Genomic DNA, 19,619 nt, shown 5'->3' with positions numbered 1-19,619 from the left:
TCAGGGCACCGGCCACGGCGTGTCGTCCGCGGCGGCGGGCGTGCCGGCGCCGGTGCCGGTGCCGACCCCGGGCCACGGCGTGTCCAGCTGGGCCGCCCCGCTCACGCTCCCGGTGGGAGAAGGCCAGGGCGTGTCCGCGGCGGCCGGCCCGCACAGGGCCACCGGGAGGACGGCCGCCGCGACCAGGGAGGTCGCCGCGAGGGTGAGGATCTTCCGCACGTCTGCTCGCTTTCCGTGGCCGTTGGTTCGGCCGGGTACTCGTTCGCTCGGTGGGGCGATGCTAGGCAGCCGCGCTATCGCTTCGCTATCACCGCACTACCCCCGGCCTATGGGTGGCCGAAAGCGTGTCGGTAGGGGCCGTCCCCATGATGAGCCGCGGCGGTGACCGAAAACCGGTGGCCGCGCCCGACCAGTACCTGGAGGCCGACCTTGGACTCGCAGTACGGCACGGAACCCCCCTCGATCGCGGCGCACTTCGCGCGGCAGGTCCGCAGCTCACCCGAGCGGATCGCCGTGCGGGGCGAGGACGCCGAGCTGACCTACCGGGAGCTCGACCGCCGCTCGGACCACCTGGCCCGGCAGTTGCAGGACCGGGGGGTCGCACCCGGTGACGTGGTGGCGCTCGACGCGGACCGCCGCGCCGCGACCGTCGTCGCCCTCCTCGGCATCCTCAAGGCCGGGGCCGCCTACCTGGCCCTGGAACGACGCTATCCGGCCGAGCGCCGGCGGCTGATCCTGGCCGACAGCGGCGCCGCCGCCGTCCTGACCCGCGACGACCTCGACGCGATACCCGAGGGCCCGGCACCCGAACCCGTCGCCACCGGGCCCGACGACGTCGCCTACATCGCCTACACCTCCGGATCGACCGGCGTCCCCAAGGGCGTGCGGGTGCCGCACCGGGCGGTCCTCCGGCTGGTCGTGGGCGCCGACTTCCTCACCCTCGGGCCCGATGACGTGGTGCTCCACTACGCGCCGGTCGCCTTCGACGCCTCGACGCTGGAGATCTGGGGGCCGCTGCTCAACGGGGCCCGCCTCGACGTGGCGCCCGAGCGGGAGCTGGCCATCGGAGAGCTGACCAAGCACATCAGCCACGCCGGGATCACCGTGCTCTGGCTCACCGCCGGACTCTTCCAGCAGGTCGTGGAGTACGGCCTGGACGACCTCGGCGGCGTACGGGTGCTGCTGGCCGGCGGGGACGTGCTGTCGCCGCCGCACGTCAACCAGGCGCTCGCCGCGCTGCCCGGCCTCACCCTCGTCAACGGCTACGGGCCCACCGAGAACACCACCTTCACCTGCTGCCACACGGTCACCGCGCCGGTCGAGGGCCCCGTGCCCATCGGCCGCCCGATCCGCGGCACCGGCGTACGCGTCCTCGACGCCGGGCTGCGGCCCGTGCCGGACGGCGAGGTCGGCGAGCTGTACGCCACCGGCGACGGCCTCGCCCTGGACTACCTCGGCAACCCCGAGGAGACCGCCCGCGCCTTCCTGCCCGACCCGTTCGACGACCGGCCCGGCGCCCGGATGTACCGCACCGGCGACCTGGTGAGCCGCCGCGCCGACGGCGTCCTCGACTACCACGGGCGCGCCGACCGCCAGGTCAAGATCCGGGGCTTCCGGATCGAGCCCGGCGAGATCGAGGCCGCGCTCGCCGCCCGCGGCGACATCGACGGGGCCGCCGTCGTCGCCCAGCCCGGACCGGACGGCGGCAAGCACCTGGTGGCCTTCGTCACCGGGCGCGGCGGCGCCCGGCCCGCCACCCTGACCGTGCGCCGCGAACTGGGCGAGGTGCTGCCCTCGTACGCCGTCCCGTCGCACATCCGGGTCGTGGAGGCGCTGCCGCTGACCGCCAACGGCAAGGTCGACCGGGCCGCCCTGGCCGCCGACCGCTCACCGGCCCGGCCCGAGCTGAACGCCGCGTACCGCGCCCCGGCGCCCGGTATCGAGGCCGCCGTCGCCCAGCTGTGGAGCGACCACCTCGGCATCGACGGGATCGGCGCCGACGACGACTTCTTCGAGCTCGGCGGCCACTCGCTGGTCGGGGTGCGGATCACCACCGACCTGGAGCGCGAGTACGGCGTGCAGATCTCGCCGGTCACCTTCTACCTCGCCCCCACCCCGGCCGGGCTCGCCGCCGCCGTCGTCCAGGCCGGAGGCGCCCGGTGAGGATCACCGCCGCCCCCGCCCCCGCCGCCGCCGACCCGGCCGCCGCCGACCTGTTCGACCCGGAGTTCCACGCCAGCGGCGACCCGCACGCCGTCTGGGCGCAGCTGCGGGCACACGCCCCGCTCCACCTCCAAGTGCTGCCCGACGGGCGGAAGTTCTGGTCGGTGACCCGCTACGACGACGTGTGCCGGGTGCTCGGCGACCACCGGGAGTTCACCTCCGAACGCGGTTCGGTCCTCACCCAGCTCGGCCACGACGACGTCTCGTCCGGCAAGATGCTGGTCTCCACCGACCCGCCGCGCCACGGCCAGCTGCGCCGCCCGCTCAACCGCAGGCTCACCGCCAAGGCCCTCGCCGACTGGGAGGACCGGATCCGGCAGGCGGTCGCCGACTTCCTCGCCCCCGCGCTCGGCGGCGGCGTCTGGGACGTGGCCCGGCGCGCCTACCGGCTGCCCATGACCGTCGCCGGCGCCCTGCTGGGCGTACCGGAGAAGGACTGGGACGACCTGGTGCGCTGGACGGCGATGGCCGCCGCGCCCGACGACGCGGAGTTCAGCGTCGGCAGCGGCGCCGCCACCCTCGCCGTCGCCCACCACCAGACCTTCGACTACTTCGCCGCGCGGGTGCGCGAACGCCGGGGAGCGGAACCGGCCGCGGACCTCATCGGGCATCTGATGAGCATGACCGCGGGCGACGCCCCGCTCACCGACGAAGAGGTCATCTACAACTGCTACAGCATCCTGCTGGGCGCCAACGCCACCACCCCGCACACCGTCTCCGGCACCCTGCTCGCCCTGAGCGAGCACCCGGACCAGCTGCGCAAGGCGGCCGGCGACCCCGCCGCGGTCGTCCCCACCCTGGTGGAGGAGGGCCTGCGCTGGACCTCGCCCGCCAGCAGCTTCCTGCGCTACGCCGTCACGGACACCGAACTGGCCGGGGGCCGGGTCGCCGCCGGTGACGCGGTCGCGGTCTGGATCGGCTCGGCCAACCGCGACGAGCGGGTCTTCACCGACCCGTACCGCTTCGACGTGCTGCGCGAGGACAACCGGCACATCGCCTTCGGCTACGGACCGCACTACTGCCTGGGCGCCCCGCTCGCCCGGCTCACCTTCCGGATCCTGTTCGAGGAGTTCTTCCGCCTCTTCCGGTCGGTCGAGACCGCCGGGCCCGCCCGCCATCTGCGGTCGGTGTTCATCGCCGGGCTCACCCAGCTGCCCGTCGTGACCGCGCCGCGCTGACCCCGCCGCGCCGCGCCGCCCCACCCGTCCCTCCACCAGATTGCGAGACGGATCACCCATGTCCGCCGGCACCGCCCTGCCCGCCTCCCGCTGGCTGCTGAGAAAACCCGCCGCCGACGCCGCCGCCCGGGTCTTCTGCTTCCCCTACTCGGGCGTCGGCGCGTCCATGTTCAACGCCTGGCCCAGACGGTTCGGGCCCGGCGACGCGATCGAGGTGTGCCCGGTGCAGCTGCCCGGCCGCGAGGGCCGGCTGCGCGAACCGCACTACGGCACCTACGAAGCCCTCGCCGAGCAGCTCGCCGACGCGCTCGCCCCGCACCTGGACCGGCCGTTCGCCTTCTTCGGGCACTGCGCGGGCGCGCTGCCCGCCTTCGAGACGGCGCGGCTGCTCGCCGAGCGCGGACTGCCGCTGCCGGCACGGGTCTTCGTCTCCGCGCAGGTCGCCCCGCACCACTGCCCGCACGACCGCTTCCTCACCATGGACGACGCCCAACTCCGCGCGGAACTGGAGGAGTTGACGCTGCTGCGCGGCGGCCTGGCCCACCCCCAGCTGCTGGACCTCGCGCTCGCCGTCCTCAAGGAGGACCTCGGCGCCAACCGCGTCTACCGCCGGGACGCCCCCGCCCCCGTACCCTTCCCGATCGGCGTCCTGCACTGGGACGGCGACCCGGAGGTCACCCAGGACCAGCTCAAGGGCTGGCGGGACTACGCCGACGACGTCACCTTCCCGGTGCTGCCCGGCGGGCACTACGCCTTCCTGTCCGCGCCCGGCGCACTCCTCGACGCCCTGGGCGGCGCGCTGGCGGCCCGCCCGTGACCGAGCTGACGGGCCAGGCCCCCGTACGCGTCCTGCGGATCCCCGGCTTCCCGCGGCTGCTCCTCGGGCGGTCCCTGTCGTTCCTGGCCACCGCCCTCGTACCGACCGCCCTCACCCTCGCCGTCATCAAGGCCACCGGCAGCGCCACCGACCTCGGCCTGGTGCTCGCCGCCGAACTGGTGCCGCAGCTGGTCCTGCTGCCGCTCGGCGGGGTCGCCGCCGACCGGTTCCCCGCCCAGCGGGTCGCCTTCCTCGCCGACCTGGTCCGGGGCCTGGCCCAACTCGCCATCGGCGCCGAGCTGCTGCTCGGTTCGGTACGCGTCCTCGACCTCGCGGCGCTGTCCGCGGTCACCGGCGCCGCCATCGCCTTCGGCACGCCCACGATGTCGCCGCTGGTCGCCGCCACCGTGCCGCCGGAGGCCAGACTGCGGGCCAACAGCCACCTCGGGGTGGCCCGCGGGATCGCCCTGGTCGCCGGGCCCGGGGTCGCCGGTGTGCTGGTCGTCGCGGTCGGCGCGGGCTGGGCGTTCCTCGCCACCGCCGCGGTGTTCGGCTGCGCCGCCGTCACCCTGGGCGGACTGCCCGCCACCGCGCCCGGCCGCGATACGCGCGGCAGCTTCTTCCGGCAGCTCGCCGACGGCTGGCAGGAAGTGCGCGGCCGCCCGTGGTTCTGGTCCAACCTCATCGGGCACGGCGTGTCCAACCTCGCCGCCGGTGTCCTGATGACGCTGGGCCCGCTGATCGCCGTGGACCGGCTCGGCGGCGAGTTCGCCTGGGTGGTGGTCTACCAGGCGGGTATGGCCGGCATGCTGCTCGGCGCGGTCACCGCGCCCCGGCTGCGCGTGCCGCGGCCACTCGTCCTGACCTCGGTGTGCGGTGCCCTGTTCGCGCTGCCGCTGATCACCTTCGCCGTGCGCTGGCCGACCTGGACCGACGCGGTGGCGTACGGCATCGCCATGGCCGGTATCGGTGTGCTCAACACGGTGTGGCAGACCACCGTGCAACGCCACTTCCCGGCCGACGCGCTGGCCCGCGCAGACTCCTACGACGCGCTGCTGTCGTTCGCCGCCCGGCCGCTCGGCCTGGCCGTCGCGGCGCCGATCGCGGCCTGGACCGGCGAGGCGCCGCCGCTGCTGACCGCCGCGGTGCTGGTGCTCGTCGCCAACCTCGGCGTGCTCGCCCTGCCGGACGCCCGGGCGATCACCGGCCGCGCCCCTCAAGACGTCAACCCTCGCTGAAGAGGCAGGCACCCCCATGGCCCACCCCGCCAACCCCGCACACCTCGCCGTGATCGGCGTCGCGTTCGAGTTCCCCCAGGCCGCCGACTGGGCCGCGCTGACCGCGCTGCTGCGCGGCGGCGGCCACACCATGCGGCCGATGCCCGCGCACCGCGCCGAGCGCACCGGCCTCACGCCCACCCCCGAGGACCGGACCGGCGGCTGGATCGAGGACATCACCGGCTTCGACCACCGCTACTTCGGCCTGTCCCGCGCCGAGGCCCAGCTCATCGACCCCCGCCAGCGGCGCATGCTGCGGCTCGCGGTGCGCGCCATCGGCGCCGCCGGCTACGCGCCGGGTGAACTGGCGGGCACCGACACGGCCGTCCTGGTGGGCGGTTACGGCGCGCCGCACCCCAGCCTGTTCAACCTCCTGCCGCCCGAGGAGCGCCGGGCCGGCCCCGCCACCACCGGCAGCCTGCACGCCTACGCCGCCGGACGGATCTCCTACCACCTCGACCTGCGCGGCCCCGCCCAGGTCATCGACACCTCCTGCTCCTCCTTCCTGGTGGCGCTGCACGAGGCGCGCTGGAAGCTGGCCAGGGGCGAGAGCGACCTCGCGCTCGTCGGCGGCTACGAGCTGGTGCTCGGCCCGGTGCCGCGGCACGCCGACACCGCGGACGACGGGCTCGGCGTGCTCTCCGGGACCGGCCACTGCCGCCCCTTCGACACCGCCGCGGACGGCACCACGCACGGCGAGGGCGGCGGGTTCGTCCTGGTCAAGCGGCTCGCCGACGCGCTGCGCGACGGCGACACCGTGCACGCCGTGCTCCGCGGCAGCGCCGTCAACCAGGACGCCGGACGCAGCACCGGACTGACCGCGCCCAGCCCGGCCGCGCAAGGCGAGGTGGTCGCCGCGGCGTGGCGGGACGCCGAGGTGGCCCCCGCCGACATCGGCTACGTCGAGGCGCACGGCACCGGCACCCGGATCGGCGACCCGATCGAGATCCAGGGCCTGGCCGCCGCGTTCGGACCGGACTTCACCGGTGTCCGGCCGGTGTCCTCGGTCAAGGGCAACCTCGGGCACCTGGGCTGCATGGCGTCGTTCGCCGGACTCGTCCGCGTCCTCGCGCAGTTCCGGGCCGGGGAGATCTTCCCCACCGCCCACTTCACCGCCCCCTCCGACCTGCTCGCCCTGGACGGCACCCCGCTGCGGATCGCCGACCGCGCCGAGCCGTGGCCCGCGCCGCGCGGCCCCCGGATCGCGGGCCTCAGCAGCTTCGGGCTGAGCGGCACCAACGCGCACATGGTCATCGAGCAGGGCCCCGGCGCCCCGGACCGCGCCGGGGACGGGCCCGCGGCGGAGCGGCCCCTGTCGCGGCGGCCCGTGGTGCTGTCCGCGCCCACCGGGCAGGGTCTGCGCGATCAGCTGCGGGCCCTGCGCGATGTGGTGGCCGCCGACCTCGACGGCTTCGACCTGCCCGCCGCGAGCGAGACACTGACCGTGGGCCGCGAGCACTTCGCGCACCGGTACGCGGTGGCGGTGCGCGACGCTGCCGAGCTGCTGGACCGGCTCGACGCGGCGCTGCACGGCCGGGGCGAGCCCGCGCAGCTGCCGCCGGCCGGGCCGCTGGTGCTCGCGGTCGGCGACCTGGCCGACGCCGACCCGGCCGAGCTGCGCGAACAGGCCGACGCCCACCCCGCGTTCGCGGACGTGCTCACCGCCGCCGAGGCGCACCTGGCCCCCGGCGAGGGGAACGCCGCACAGCGCGCCCTGGTGGCGCTGGTCGGCGCGCGGGCCGTGCAGACCGCGGCCGGACTCGTCCCGGACCTGGTGCTCGCGCACGGCCTCGGCAAGGCCGCCGTACGGGTGGCCGGCGGGGCGTCCCTCGCGGCCGAGCTGGACGCGCTGGCCGAGCCGGGCCCGGCGGTGGCGCCGCCCGACACCGCGGCGCTCGACGCGGCGCTCGCGTCCCGGGGCGGCCACCCGCTCGTCCTCGACCTCGCGCCGGGCAGCGCGCTGTCGGCGCTGCTCGCCGGGCGCGCGGCGGCGGTGGCGGTGGCCGACTCGCCGGCGGCCGCCCTGTGCCTGGCCTACGAGCGGGGCCGCGACCTCGACTGGCGCGCCGCGCTCGGCCGGGCCCCGCGCCGCCGCGTCGAACTCCCGGTGCCGGCCCTGGCCGAGGAGCACTGCTGGCCGCGTACGGCGGAGACCGCGCCCGCCGCTGACCCTGAACCCGCACCCGTACCGGAACGCGACGTCGCGGAAGCGGAACTCGGTATCGAGGAGACCGTCCTCGCCCTCGCCCGCGACGTCCTGAAGGAGCCCGGGCTCGCCCCGGACGACGACTTCTTCGACGCGGGCGGCAACTCGCTCAACGGCACCCAGCTGGTGGCCCGCCTCAACGAGCGCTACGGCACCGGGATCGAGGTCCTGGACCTCTTCGACCTGCCGAGCCTGGCCGCCCTCGCCGCGCATGTGGCCGAACTGGCGCCGCAGGAACCGGAGTTGACGGTCGCCGTCTCGGAGGAACCCGCCGCGCCGGACAGCGGCCCGCTCTCCGGCGAGCAGACCGCCATCTGGGCCGCCGACCGGCTCGACCCCGACAGCGGCGCCTACAACGTGCCCGCCGCCTTCCTGCTCGACCGCCCGGCCGACCCCGGCGACCTCGCCGCCCGGCTCGCCGCGCTGGTGCGCCGGCACCCGATGCTCCGCGCCCACCTGCGCGACACCGACGACGGGCCGCGCCAGCACGTCGTACCGCCGGAGCGGGCGCAGATCCCGCTGGAACGGCTCGACTGGGACCTCACCGCGCACACCGCCGACGACGGGCAGGGGGCGCTGCTCGCCCGGCTGCGGGACGAGGTGGCCAGGCCGCTCGACCCGTACGCGCAGCTGCCGGCCCGCCACCAGCTGATCCGGGTGCGGTTCGCCGACGCGGAGCGGGACGTGCTGATGCTCACCCACCACCACCTGTTCGTGGACGGCTGGTCGTGGCGGATCCTCTTCGCGGACCTGGCCGGTACGTCCGGCGAGACGACCGGGACCCGGACCTTCCTTGATCACGTCGGCGAGCAGCGGGCGCTGCTGGACTCGCCCAAGGGGGAGGAGCTGGCCGCGTTCTGGTCCCGCTATCTCGCGGGCGCGCCGCAGACCGAGCTGCCCGGCCCGGCCGGGACCGGCGGCCGTGCCGAGCTGCCGCTCGACGACCAACTGGCCGAGCGCATACGGGAGTTGGCGACCGCCGAGCGGTGCACCCCGCACATGGTGCTGCTCGCCGCCTGGGTCGCGCTGCAATGGCGGATCACGGGGGAGCGCGATATCACCGTGGCCGTCCCGGCGGCCGGGCGGACCGCCGCCGATGAGCCGGTCGTCGGCAACTACGCCACCACGCTCGTCGTCCGCGTCCAGGTGCGCCCCGACGAGCCGTTCGCCGCGCTGCTCGCCGCCGTGCGCGAGGCGTCCCTGACCACCCTCGCCCACCAGGGCCTGCCCACCGACCGCCTCCGGCGCCTGGCCCGCCCCGGGTCCGCACGCCCCCTGGCCGCCACCATGTTCGGCTTCAACGGCGATGTCGAACCGCTGCGGGCGCTCGCCGCCGGCGGCCCCGGCGTCGAACTCCTCGACGTCGGCCAGGGCGCCGCCACCTTCCCCGTCCAGCTGTCCGTCCTGGAGTACGGGGCGCGGCTGCGGGCCACCGCCCAGTACGCGCCCGGCGGCCCGGCGGGCGACCGTGTGCGCGGCTGGCTCGACGACTACCGCGCGCTGCTCGGCCGGCTCGCCGAGCAGGGCCCGGCCGCCCGGACCGCCGCGCTGTGCGCCGAGCGGCCCGCGCGGGTCGCGCCGCGCACCGAACTCGAAGGCGTACTGGCCGAGTTGTGGGCCCGGCACCTCAAGCGGGAGGCGGTCGGCGTCACCGACGACTTCTTCGACCTGGGCGGCGACTCGCTGATCGCCATCGCCATCGCGTCCCAGGCGGGGCGGCTCGGCCACCCGGTGCGCCCGCGCGCCATCCTGGACGGCCGCACGATCGAAGCCGTGGCCGCCGCCGAGCCCCCCGTCGCCGACGGACCGCCCGAGGTCTCCGGCGCCGAGCCCGTACCCGACCCGGTCGGCGCCGAGGGGCCCGCCGAACTCACCCCGCCGCAGCGGGAGTTCCTCGCCCGGGGCGCCAAGCGCCCCGACCACTGGAACCACGGCGTCAGCTACGGCCTCGGCCGCCCGGTCACCCTGGACGAGGCCCGCCGGGCGCTCGCCGCGCTCGCCGCCCGCCACCCCGCGCTGCGCACCCGGCTGACGGAGGAGGACGGCGTCCTGCGGCAGTACGCCGCGCCGGAGGCACCGGACGTGGTGGAGTTCGACCTGCGCGCGCTGACCGCCGAGCAGGCGCTCGCCGCGCTGGACGAACGGGCCGGCGCGCTGCACGAGGCGCTGGACCTGTACGCGGGGCCGGTGACCCGGGCCGCGCTGGTCCGGCTGCCGGACGGGCGGGCCGACCGGCTGCTGCTCGTCGTCCACCACCTTGCCGTCGACCTGTACTCGTGGAACGTCCTCACCGAAGAGCTGGACGCGCTGCTGCGCGACGGCGACGACCGCGCGCTGGGCGCCCCCGGGCCGTCCTGCTTCCAGTGGGCGGACCGGCTCGGCCACTGGGCCCGCACCCGCCCCGACGCCCTCGACGGCGGCTACTGGCTCGACCGGGCCTGGGGCGAGGACGCCCAGCGCGCCACCGTGCCCGAGGGGCCGCGCGGCACCGAGGGCAACACCCGCGAGCTGACCACCCACCACCCGCTGCCCGCCACCGGCGGCCACACCCTCTACGAGGTGCTGCTCAGCGGGCTCGGCGGCGCGTTCCAGGAATGGCTGGGCGTGCGCGGCGGCGAGGTCGCCGTGCAGCTCGTCGCCCACGGCCGCGAGGACCTCTTCGACGACCTCGACCTGGGCCGCACGGTCGGCTACTTCAACACCACCTACCCGTTCGCGCTGGCCCTGCCCGGCCGCCGCGACCGCGCCGCGCACCGCGCCCACGTCGCCGCCGAACTGCGCGCGGTGCCCCGCAGCGGCTTCGACTTCGAGGTGCTGCGCCACCACCACCCCGACCCCGGGGTGCGCCGGGCGCTCGCCGACATCCCGGTGCCGGGGGTGCTGTTCTCCTTCTGGGGCGCGCCCGCCTTCCGGGCCAGCGACGGGGTGCTGCGCGACGTGGACACCGAACGCGTCGGCCGGGACCGCCCGGCCGATATGGAGCGGCCCTGCCCGCTGGAGGTCTACCCCAGCGTCGACGGCGACCGGCTGACCGTCCTGTGGCGCTACAGCGGCGAACTCTTCGACGCCGGACGCGTCGGCCGGCTCGCCGACGCCTACGCCACCGCCCTCACCGACCACCCGGGGACCTGACGCCCCCGGGCCACCACCCGAACCGATCCGTGCACCGCACGCAGCGAGGAGCCCACAGCACATGAACGCGAGATCCCGGCGTACACCGTCCCGTCTGCGGACGCTGGCCGCCCTGGCGGCGGGCGCCGTCCTCCTTCCGCTGGCCGCCTCGGCCCCGGCCGGCGCCGAGACCACCGGCACGCCCGCCGACATCCTGGCCCAGGCGATGTCCCGCGAGGTCACCGGCGCCCACACCTACGAGCGTCTGCAGGCCCTCCAGCAGGCCACCCTCGACCACGGCGGTACCCGCGTCTCCGGCACCGCCGGCTACGACGCCTCCGCCGACTACCTCACCCGGGTCCTCACCCGGGCCGGCTACCAGGTCAAGAAGCAGCCGTTCGAGTTCCTCGACTACGACATCCTGTCCGAGAAGGGCTCGGTGACCGCCCCCACCGCCCGCGATCTGCACCCGGTCATCGCCCGCTTCTCGGTCTCCACGCCCGATGGCGGCCTGAAGGCCGACCTGGCCCAGCCGGCCGGCAAGAGCACCGGCTGCACCGCCGACGACTACGCGGGCCAGGACGTCAAGGGCAAGATCGTCCTCGTCGACGCCGGCACCGACTGCTTCATCACCCAGAAGCAGCTGGTCCTCTCCCAGCTCGGCGCCGCCGCGATGCTGATGAACGTCAACTCGCCCAACGCGGACCTGAACCTGCGCTACCGCATGGTCCCGCCGAGCGACGCGCGCATCCCCACCGCGACCCTGTCCCGGGCCGAGTCCGAGGCGCTGCGCGCCGACGCCGCGCACGGCCCGGTCACCCTCGACCTGGACCTGCGCGGCAACAACACCATGACCAAGACGTACAACCTGCTCGCCGACACCCCGACCGGCAGCGCGGACCGCACCGTCGTCATGGGCGCCCACCTCGACACCGTCGACACCACCTCCGGCGCCAACGACAACGGCGCGGCCGCCGCCGCCGTCCTGGAGACCGCCGTCCAGCTCGCCAAGCACCGCCCGGAGCTGAAGAACCGGGTGCGGTTCGCCTGGTGGGCCGCCGAGGAGAAGGGCCTGGCCGGCTCGCAGTTCTACGTCGACCAGCTCACCGCCGAGGAGAAGGCGCACACCGCGCTCTACCTCAACCTGGAGATGATCGCCTCGCCCAACTTCGCCCGCCTGGTCTACAACGGCCAGACCGCGGCCGGACCGGCGCCCGCCGGGTCCACGCGGATCAGCGACCTCGTCAACGGCTACTTCGCCAAGCAGAAGCTGCCCACCGCCGGCCTGATCCTCGACGGGCGCTCCGACCACTCGGCGTTCATCAACGCGGGCATCCCGGCCGGCGGCGTCAACGCGGGCGCCGACACCGTCAAGTCCCAGGAGTGGGCCGACCTGTTCGGCGGCACCGCCGGCCAGATGCTCGACCCCTGCTACCACCAGGCGTGCGACGTCCTGAGCGGGGTCAACAAGACCATCCTCGACCAGAACGCACGCGCCATGGCCTGGGCCGTCGGCCGGTTCGCCGTCGACACCTCCGACATCGGGCCCGCGGCGAACTAGCCGCACCCGAGCCCCGTACACCGCACACGAGCCGGGGGCGCACCCCCGCCCCCGGCTCCCCGGGAAGGACACGGAATGCCATTCGGGATCGTGGCCCAAGGACACGCGCTGGGCCGCCCCGTCACGGTGGCGGAGGCCGCCGAGCGGTACGGCGCGGACCCGCGCAAGCTGGCCGGGCTCGGCTACCGGCGGCTGCACCGCGCCGACGACGGCGAGGGCCTGACCGACCTGGCGCTGCGAGCCGCCGAATCCGCGCTGCGCCGGGCCGGGGTGGCCGCGGCCGACCTCGACCTGCTTGTCCTGGCGCTGCCGGACGTCCCCGAGTACCTGTACTGGGACGCGGCCGCCGCCCTGCAAGGACGCCTCGGCGCCACCGGCGCGGAAGCCATCCTGATCGCCCAGGCGTGCGGCGGCGGCGTCACCGCCTTCGACACCGTCGCCGGACGCCTGGCCACCCACCCCGACCACGACACGGCCCTGCTCGTCGCCGCCAACCGCATCACCGAGGCGTACTGGGACCGCACCGCCACCGGCACCTCGCTCTCCTCGGACGGCGCCGCCGCCGCGGTACTGCGCCGCGGCCACGGCTCCGGCGTCTGGCTCGCCACCGAGACGATCAGCGACGGCCGGTACGCCGACTTCATGCGGATGGAGACCGGCGGCGCGGCCCGCCCGTTCCGCGCCGACGCCCCCGAACCGGCCGCCATCGCCCCGCTGATCGAGCGGATGGACACCTTCTTCGCGGGCGACGGCCGGGCCACGTACGACTTCATGACCCTGATGCACGCCCGCAACCGCGAGGTGCTGGAGCGAGCCTGCGCCCGGGCCGGGCTGACCCCCGGCGCGCTGGAGCGGGTGCTGTACCTGCACGACAACATCGGCGCCTTCCGCGACCTGGCCAAGGAGCTGGGCATTCCGCTGGAGGCCACCAACGCCGAAGTCGCCCTGACCATGGGCCACTTCGGACCGGCCGACCAACTCCTCAGCCTGGAACGGCTGTCGGCGGCCGGCGAACTCGTCGAGGGCGACACCGTGGCCCTCCTGAGCATGGGCACCGGCATGCACTGGACCTGCACGCTGCTGCGCATCTGACCCCCTGGAAGGACCCGAGGACCGATGGCTGACGACGACGACCTGCTGACCCGGGCCCGGCGCCTGACCGAACCCGGCGCCGCCCCCGACCCGGGCCTCGCGGCCCGCCTTGCCGGCCGCGCCGACCTCCCCGCGGTCCGGGAGGCCGGCCGGATCCTGGCCGCCGCCGACCCCCGGCTGCTGTTCCCGCCCGGCCACGAGCCGCGCCCGCTGCGGGTGGCGCTCGTCCCCTCGTTCACCGCCGACCAGCTGGCCGCGCCGCTGCGGATCGCGCTGCTCGCCGCCGGCTTCGCCCCCGAGTTCCACATCACCGCCCCCGACCGGCAACTGCTGCTGCTGGGCGGGGCGGTGGACGGCCTCGACGCGTTCGGCGCCGACCTGACCCTGTGTCCGGCGCACGAGGAGGTGCTCCTGCCGCGCGACGTCGACCCCGGCGACGCGGCGGCGCTGCGCGCGGCGGTCGAGGAGCGCTGGGAACGCTTCGCCGCCGCCGTCACCGCGTACGCCGCGCGCACCGCGGGCGCCGTCCTGCTGGCCACGGTGCCGCTGCCCGCCGCCGCCCTGCGCCGGATCGTCTCGCACCGGGGCCGCGCCGCCCTCGCCCGGCTGTGGCGCGAACTGAACCTGCGGATCCTCGACCTCGCCGAGCGGACCGACCGCGTGGACGTCCTCGACCTGGAGACCCTGCTCGCCGAACACCCCGGCCCGCTGCGCGACGCCCGGCTGCACGCCTTCGCGCAGATGGCCTGGGCCCCCGGCGTCGAGCACCGCTACGCCGCCGAAGTGGCCGGCTACGCCCGGGCGCTCACCGGCCGCGGCAGGAAGTGCCTGGTCCTCGACCTCGACAACACCCTGTGGGGCGGCGTCCTCGGCGACGACGGCCCGGAGAACATCGAGATCGGCCCGCTGTACCCGGGCAACGCCTACGCCGCCGTGCAGCGCACCGCCCTGGCCCTGCGCCGGCAGGGCGTCCTGCTCGCCGTCGCCAGCAAGAACGACCCGGACCTGGTCGCCCGCGTCCTCGACGAACACCCCGAACTCCTGCTGCGCGCCTCGGACTTCGTCGCCATCGAGGCCGGGTGGGGCGCCAAGGACGACAGCATCCGGCGGATCGCCGAGCAGCTCAACATCGGCCTGGACGCGATGGTCTTCGCCGACGACTCGGCCTTCGAATGCGACCTCGTACGCCACGCGCTCCCCGAGGTCACCGTCATCCACCTGGCGGGCGACCCGGCCGGGCACGCGGCGGCCCTGCTCGCCGAGGGCGGCTTCGACGCGCTCACCACCACGGACACCGACAAGGAGCGCACCGGCCTGTACCGGGCGCGCGCCCAGCGGCACCGCTTCTCCGCCGAGCAGCCCTCGCCCGAGGACTATCTGCACGGCCTCGGCCTGCGCGTCACCCTCCGCGCCGCCGACGACTACACCCTGCCGCGGATCGTCCAACTCGGCGGCCGCACCAACCAGTTCAACCTGACCGGCCGCTGCCACCCGGAGGACGCGACACGCCGCATGGCGCACTCGCCCGACCACGCCCTGCTCGCCTTCGAGGTCGCCGACCGGTTCGGCGACGAGGGGATCGTGGGCGCGCTGTGGATCGCCCGCCACCCGGACCACTGGGTGCTGGAGAACGCCGTGATGAGCTGCCGGGTCTTCGCGCGCGGCGTGGAGCACGCGGTCCTCGGCGCGGTCGCCGACGCGGCCCGGGCCGCCGGCGCGCACCGCCTGGAGGCCGACTTCCGCGCCACCCCGCGCAACGGGCCCGCCGCCCGCTTCCTCGACGAGGCCGGTTTCGCCCCGGCCGCGCCCGGCGCCAGCGGCACCGCACGCCGGAGCCTGGCCCTGGACCCCGGGCCCCGCACCACCGCCCCGTGGATCACCACCACCGTCACCGCCCCCGCCCTCGCCGACTCCCGTGAAGGACACCGCATCCCATGAGCGACCACACCGCCGCCCCGGCCCCCACGGCACTGGCCGAGGTGATCTCCCGCGTCACCGACGTTCCCGCCGGGCAGCTCACCGGCGACACCCGCTTCGACGCCCTCGGCCACTGGAACAGCTTCGCCGCGCTGCGCCTGCTCACCGCCGTCGAGGAGCACTACGGCATCAAGCTCGACCTGCGCACCTACCTCGGCACCGAGACCGTCGGCGGCCTCGCGGGCCTGATCGGCGCCGCGCCCGGCGGGCAGCGGCGATGACCGCCCCGGCCGAAGCGCCCCGAGCCGCCCCGACCCCCCGAACGGAGCCCCCGATGACCGGCACCACCCCGTCCCCGCGCACGGCGGCCCATGTCTTCGCGGACACCGCGCGCACCGCCGCGCACCGCCCGGCCCTGCGCCAGGACGATGCCCACCTGACGTACGAGGAGCTGGCGGCCGCCGCCGGCGAGACCGCCGACTGGCTGCGCGAACGGGGCGTGGGCCGCGGCGACATCGTCGCCACCCTGATGGACCGCTCGCACCGCTGCATGATCGGCGTCCTCGCCGCCTGGGCCGTCGGCGCCGCCTACGTCCACATCGAGGCCACCGACCCCGACCACCGCGTCACCACCCTGCTGGGCACCACCAAGGCCGCCGCCGTCCTCACCGACGCACGCAACCGCCCCCGGCTCGCCGAAACCGCCGCACCGGTCCGCACCGTCACCACCGCCGGCCCCGGCGCCCCGTACACCATCGACCCCGGTCTGCACCCCGACGACACCGCGTACCTGGTGTGCACCTCCGGCTCCACCGGCACGCCCAAGGCGGTCCAGGTGCAGCACCGGGCGCTGCTCAACTACTGCGCCGCGTTCCACGACCGGGTGGCCGCCACCGGCCTGGACAGCTACGGCCTGGCCACCACGTTCGCCGCCGACCTCGGCAAGGTGTCGGTGTACGGCGCCCTGCTGTCCGGGGCCCGGCTCGACGTCTACCCGCGCGACACCACCCTCGACCCCCAGGCGCTCGCCGCCGACCTCGCCGCGCACCCCGCCGACTGCCTCACCTACACCCCCTCGCAGCTGGCCGCGCTCGCCGCCGAGGGCGACCTCGCCGCGCTGCTGCCGCGCCGGGTGCTGGTGGTGGCCGGCGAGGCGTTCCCGCCCCGGCTCGCCGAGGAGATCCTGCGGGTCCGCCCCGACCTGGAGGTCCACAACGGCTACGGCCCCTCCGAGGCGACGATCCTGGCCACCATGCACCGGGTGCGGCCCGCCGACACCGCGGGCCCGCGGGTCGCCATAGGCACCCCGCTGGCCGGGGTCGAGGCCCGCGTCCTGGACGAGCGCCTGCGCCCGGTGCCGGACGGCACCCCCGGCATCCTCTACCTCGGCGGTGCCTGCGTCGCCGCCGGTTACCTCGGGGAAGCCGCCCTGACCCGCGCCAAGTTCGTCGAACTGGACGGACCCGGCGGCGGCGTCCACTACTGCACCGACGACCTGGTCATCCGCGAGCCGGACGGCCGGCTCGACTACCTCGGCCGCGCCGACCGGCAGCTGAAGATCCGCGGCAACCGCGTCGAGCCCGGCGAGGTCGAGGCGGCGCTGCTCGCCCGCCCCGGCGTGCGCCAGGCCGTCGTCACCGGCGAACGCGCCACACCGGACGCCCCGCTGGAGCTCGTCGCCTACATCACCGGCGACGCCGACCCGCGCGCCCTGCTGCCCGAGCTGCGCGCCACCCTGCCGTCCGCCCTGGTGCCCGGCGCCGTGCACACCGTCGCCGCGATCCCGGTCAACCTCAACGGCAAGACCGACTTCGCCGCCCTGCGCGCCGCCGCGGCCACCGCCGCCCCCACCCCGGCCGCCGACCCCGGCCGGGCACCGCGCCCGGGCACCGAGCGGCTCATCGCCGGCATCTGGGAGGAGGCGCTGGGCCGCACGGGCATCGGCCGCGACGAACGCTTCCTGGACATCGGCGGCGACTCCTTCAAGGCGCTCACCGTCTTCGCCCGGCTGCGCCGCCACCACCCCCAGCTGGTCATCGCCCAGCTGTACGCGCACGCGACCGTCGCCGAACTCGCCGCCGCGCTGACCGGCACCGAGACCCCGGACCGGGACGCGCCCGACCGGACCACGGTGGTCGACCTGTGAGACGCCGCCAACTCACGCGCCTGCTCTGGGAGTTCACCGAGCAGCCGGCCCGCCCGGAGCCGCCGCCGCGCACCTTCGTCCTCGCCCCGTTCGGGGGCGGCAGCGCCTATGCCCTCGCCGAGTGGCTGCCCGACCTGCGCGCCCCGGGCGAGCGGGCCCTCGCCCTCCAGTACCCGGGCCGCGGCCCCCGCTCCGCCGAACCGCACGCCACCGACCTGACCGCACTGGCGGCCGCCGCGGCCCAGGAGATCGCCGACGCCACCGACGGCCCCCTCGTCCTGGTGGGCCACAGCCTGGGCGCCGTCCTCTGCTACGAGATCGCGCACCGCCTGCACGACCTGGCCCGGGACGTGGAACTCCTGGCCGTCTCCGCCGCCCGCCCCCCGGACCTGCAGCGCCTCGACCCGGCCGCGGTGCTCGCCATGACCCGCGACGACTGGATCGCGGAGCTGGCCACCGGCGGCAACGCCGAGCTGGGGGAGTCCCCGCTGGCCGATATCGCCGACCTGGCGATCCCGGTCCTGCGCGCCGACTACCTCCTCCTGGCCCGCTACCGCCCCGGCCCGCCCCGCCCCCTCACCTGCCCCCTGCTCGCCCTCGGCGGCGCCGCTGACCCCTGGGTCGAACGGCCCTACCTGGACGCCTGGCGGTCCTGGACCACCGGCCCGTTCGCCGCGGCCGTCCTGCCCGGCGACCACTTCTACTACCGGGGCGCCACCGCCGCGTTCGGCGGGCTGATCCGGGCCCGGCTGCGCCACCCGGTGACCGCCGACGCCCGGACGACCGGAAGGGACCTCTGATGCGCAAGACCCTCGTCGTGGTGTACGCGGACGGCGCGGCGCACCCCGGGGACATCGCCGTCGGCCTCGCCCCCTGGGCCGACTGCGTGTTCGTCGCCGAACCCGACGCGCACACCCGCGCCATGGAGCCGCTGCTCGACCGGTTCGGGCCCGTCGTGCTGACCGACTCGGTCCCGGAGGCCGCCCGGCGGCTGCGGGCCCACGCCGCGGACGGCATCGTCACGTACAGCGAACGCGCCCTGCACCTGGCCGCCGCGCTCGCCGAGCAGCTCGCGCTGCCGTTCCACGACCGGGGCACCATCGGGCTGCTCACCGACAAGTGGCAGCAGCGCGCCGCCCTGTCGGCGGCCGGTGTCGACGCCGTGCGCTGCCGCCGTATCGACACCCTCGCCGACTGGGACGCGGCGGTCGCCGCCACAGGGCTGCCCGCCGTCCTCAAGCCCGCGCACGGCGGCGGCAGCCGCAACACCTTCCACATCACCGACGCCGCCGCCGGCCGCGAACTGGCCCGCACCCTGCTCGGCGACGACTGCCCCGGCCTGGTCGCCGGCGGCACCCTCGTCCTGGAGGAGTACCTGCCGGGCCGGGACTGCGGCCCGTTCGGCGACTACGTCTCCATCGAGAGCATCGTCCAGGGCGGCACCGTCACCGACCTCGCCGTCACCGGCAAGTTCCCGATGGTGCCCCCCTTCCGGGAGACCGGCCGCTTCTGGCCCTCACCGCTCGGCGCCGCCGAGGACGCCGCCTGCCGCGACCTGGCCCGCCGCGCCGTCGAGGCCCTCGGCGTCCGCGACGGACTCACCCACACCGAGATCAAACTCACCCCCCAAGGCCCCCGGCTCATCGAGGTCAACGGCCGGCTCGGCGGCGGTATCAACGAACTCTCCGTCCGCGCCCAGAACACCAACCTCATCGAGCTGGCCGGCCGCGTCGCCCTCGGCGAACGCCCCGACCTTCCCGCCTTCTACCAGGGCCGCGCCTACTTCCAGCTGTTCCACCCCGCGCCCCGCACCCCCGGCACCCTGCTGGGCATCGACGGCGCCGACGCGGTCAAGCGGCTGCCCGGGGTCACGCTGTACCGCCCGTACGCCCGGCCGGGCACCGCGCTGCCCGGCGGCGTCCAGACCCTGGAGCTGGACATCGTCATGGGCGAGGCCGACGACGTCCCCGAACTCGCCGCCATCGTCAAGGACATCGACGCCACCCTGCGCTACCGCTTCGCCTTCGGCGACCAGGGCCCCCGCGAGGTCACCGGCGCCGGCCTGGGCGCCCTGTGACCGCGTACCCCGCC

At 75.9% G+C, this 19,619-nt stretch carries 13 protein-coding genes; 12 read left to right on the top strand and 1 reads right to left on the bottom strand.

The features are described 5' to 3' along the window. Entirely contained in the window at nt 1-219 is a 219-nt protein-coding gene (locus ADL22_RS34415; protein ID WP_066972687.1) for a hypothetical protein, read from the bottom strand. Between the two features lie 210 nt (nt 220-429). Between ADL22_RS34415 and ADL22_RS01000 the strand changes: the two genes are divergently transcribed. The 12 genes from ADL22_RS01000 (at nt 430) to ADL22_RS00945 (ending at nt 19,605) form a co-directional block, all read left to right on the top strand. After that, on the top strand, nt 430-2,163 hold the full coding sequence (locus ADL22_RS01000) for a non-ribosomal peptide synthetase (protein WP_066972684.1): 1,734 nt from the start codon (nt 430-432) through the stop codon (nt 2,161-2,163). Then, nucleotides 2,160-3,401 carry a cytochrome P450 gene (locus ADL22_RS00995; protein WP_066972682.1) on the top strand — a complete coding sequence of 414 codons (1,242 nt, stop codon included), beginning with the start codon at nt 2,160-2,162 and terminating at the stop codon, nt 3,399-3,401. The genes ADL22_RS01000 and ADL22_RS00995 overlap by 4 nt, the downstream gene beginning before the upstream one ends. Nucleotides 3,402-3,459: 58 nt before the next feature. Then, nucleotides 3,460-4,218 (top strand): thioesterase II family protein, encoded by a 759-nt coding sequence (locus ADL22_RS00990; protein ID WP_066972681.1) that lies wholly within the window; start codon nt 3,460-3,462, stop codon nt 4,216-4,218. Continuing rightward, nucleotides 4,215-5,456 carry an MFS transporter gene (locus ADL22_RS00985; protein ID WP_066972678.1) on the top strand — a complete coding sequence of 414 codons (1,242 nt, stop codon included), beginning with the start codon at nt 4,215-4,217 and terminating at the stop codon, nt 5,454-5,456. Before ADL22_RS00990 ends, ADL22_RS00985 begins: the two co-directional genes overlap by 4 nt. Nucleotides 5,457-5,472: 16 nt before the next feature. After that, entirely contained in the window at nt 5,473-10,833 is a 5,361-nt protein-coding gene (locus ADL22_RS00980; RefSeq protein WP_066972675.1) for a condensation domain-containing protein, read from the top strand. Between the two features lie 61 nt (nt 10,834-10,894). Next, the gene (locus ADL22_RS00975) at nt 10,895-12,373 is read left to right on the top strand and encodes a M28 family peptidase (protein ID WP_079063754.1); all 1,479 of its coding nucleotides are present in this window, start codon (nt 10,895-10,897) and stop codon (nt 12,371-12,373) included. Nucleotides 12,374-12,448: 75 nt separating this feature from the next. Further along, nucleotides 12,449-13,465 carry a 3-oxoacyl-ACP synthase III family protein gene (locus ADL22_RS00970; RefSeq protein ID WP_066972672.1) on the top strand — a complete coding sequence of 339 codons (1,017 nt, stop codon included), beginning with the start codon at nt 12,449-12,451 and terminating at the stop codon, nt 13,463-13,465. A gap of 24 nt (nt 13,466-13,489) precedes the next feature. Then, nucleotides 13,490-15,403: an HAD-IIIC family phosphatase gene (locus tag ADL22_RS00965; protein WP_066972669.1), complete on the top strand. Its 1,914-nt coding sequence runs from the start codon at nt 13,490-13,492 to the stop codon at nt 15,401-15,403. Continuing rightward, nucleotides 15,400-15,663, top strand: coding sequence for an acyl carrier protein (locus ADL22_RS00960; RefSeq protein WP_066972666.1), 264 nt, complete (start codon nt 15,400-15,402; stop codon nt 15,661-15,663). The genes ADL22_RS00965 and ADL22_RS00960 overlap by 4 nt, the downstream gene beginning before the upstream one ends. 53 nt (nt 15,664-15,716) lie before the next feature. Next, nucleotides 15,717-17,528: a non-ribosomal peptide synthetase gene (locus ADL22_RS00955; RefSeq protein WP_107116184.1), complete on the top strand. Its 1,812-nt coding sequence runs from the start codon at nt 15,717-15,719 to the stop codon at nt 17,526-17,528. Beyond that, nucleotides 17,525-18,328 (top strand): thioesterase II family protein, encoded by an 804-nt coding sequence (locus ADL22_RS00950; protein WP_066972654.1) that lies wholly within the window; start codon nt 17,525-17,527, stop codon nt 18,326-18,328. The genes ADL22_RS00955 and ADL22_RS00950 overlap by 4 nt, the downstream gene beginning before the upstream one ends. Then, entirely contained in the window at nt 18,328-19,605 is a 1,278-nt protein-coding gene (locus ADL22_RS00945) for a hypothetical protein (RefSeq protein ID WP_066972650.1), read from the top strand. Before ADL22_RS00950 ends, ADL22_RS00945 begins: the two co-directional genes overlap by 1 nt. Nucleotides 19,606-19,619: the final 14 nt, after the last annotated feature.

Origin of the sequence: Streptomyces sp. NRRL F-4489 (assembly GCF_001509485.1) — a bacterium.
Taxonomy (GTDB): domain Bacteria; phylum Actinomycetota; class Actinomycetes; order Streptomycetales; family Streptomycetaceae; genus Streptomyces.
The sequence above is the reverse complement of the archived record's forward strand: the minus strand, read 5'-3'. Positions and strand labels throughout refer to the sequence as shown.

Bases quoted from the DNA above. Each gene is read 5' to 3' on its own strand.
- ADL22_RS00990 (WP_066972681.1), top strand. From the start codon at position 3,460: ATGTCCGCCGGCACCGCCCTGCCCGCCTCCCGCTGGCTGCTGAGAAAA.
- ADL22_RS00945 (WP_066972650.1), top strand. From the start codon at position 18,328: ATGCGCAAGACCCTCGTCGTGGTGTACGCGGACGGCGCGGCGCACCCC.
- ADL22_RS00970 (WP_066972672.1), top strand. From the start codon at position 12,449: ATGCCATTCGGGATCGTGGCCCAAGGACACGCGCTGGGCCGCCCCGTC.
- ADL22_RS00960 (WP_066972666.1), top strand. From the start codon at position 15,400: ATGAGCGACCACACCGCCGCCCCGGCCCCCACGGCACTGGCCGAGGTG.
- ADL22_RS00965 (WP_066972669.1), top strand. From the start codon at position 13,490: ATGGCTGACGACGACGACCTGCTGACCCGGGCCCGGCGCCTGACCGAA.
- ADL22_RS00955 (WP_107116184.1), top strand. From the start codon at position 15,717: ATGACCGGCACCACCCCGTCCCCGCGCACGGCGGCCCATGTCTTCGCG.
- ADL22_RS00980 (WP_066972675.1), top strand. From the start codon at position 5,473: ATGGCCCACCCCGCCAACCCCGCACACCTCGCCGTGATCGGCGTCGCG.
- ADL22_RS00975 (WP_079063754.1), top strand. From the start codon at position 10,895: ATGAACGCGAGATCCCGGCGTACACCGTCCCGTCTGCGGACGCTGGCC.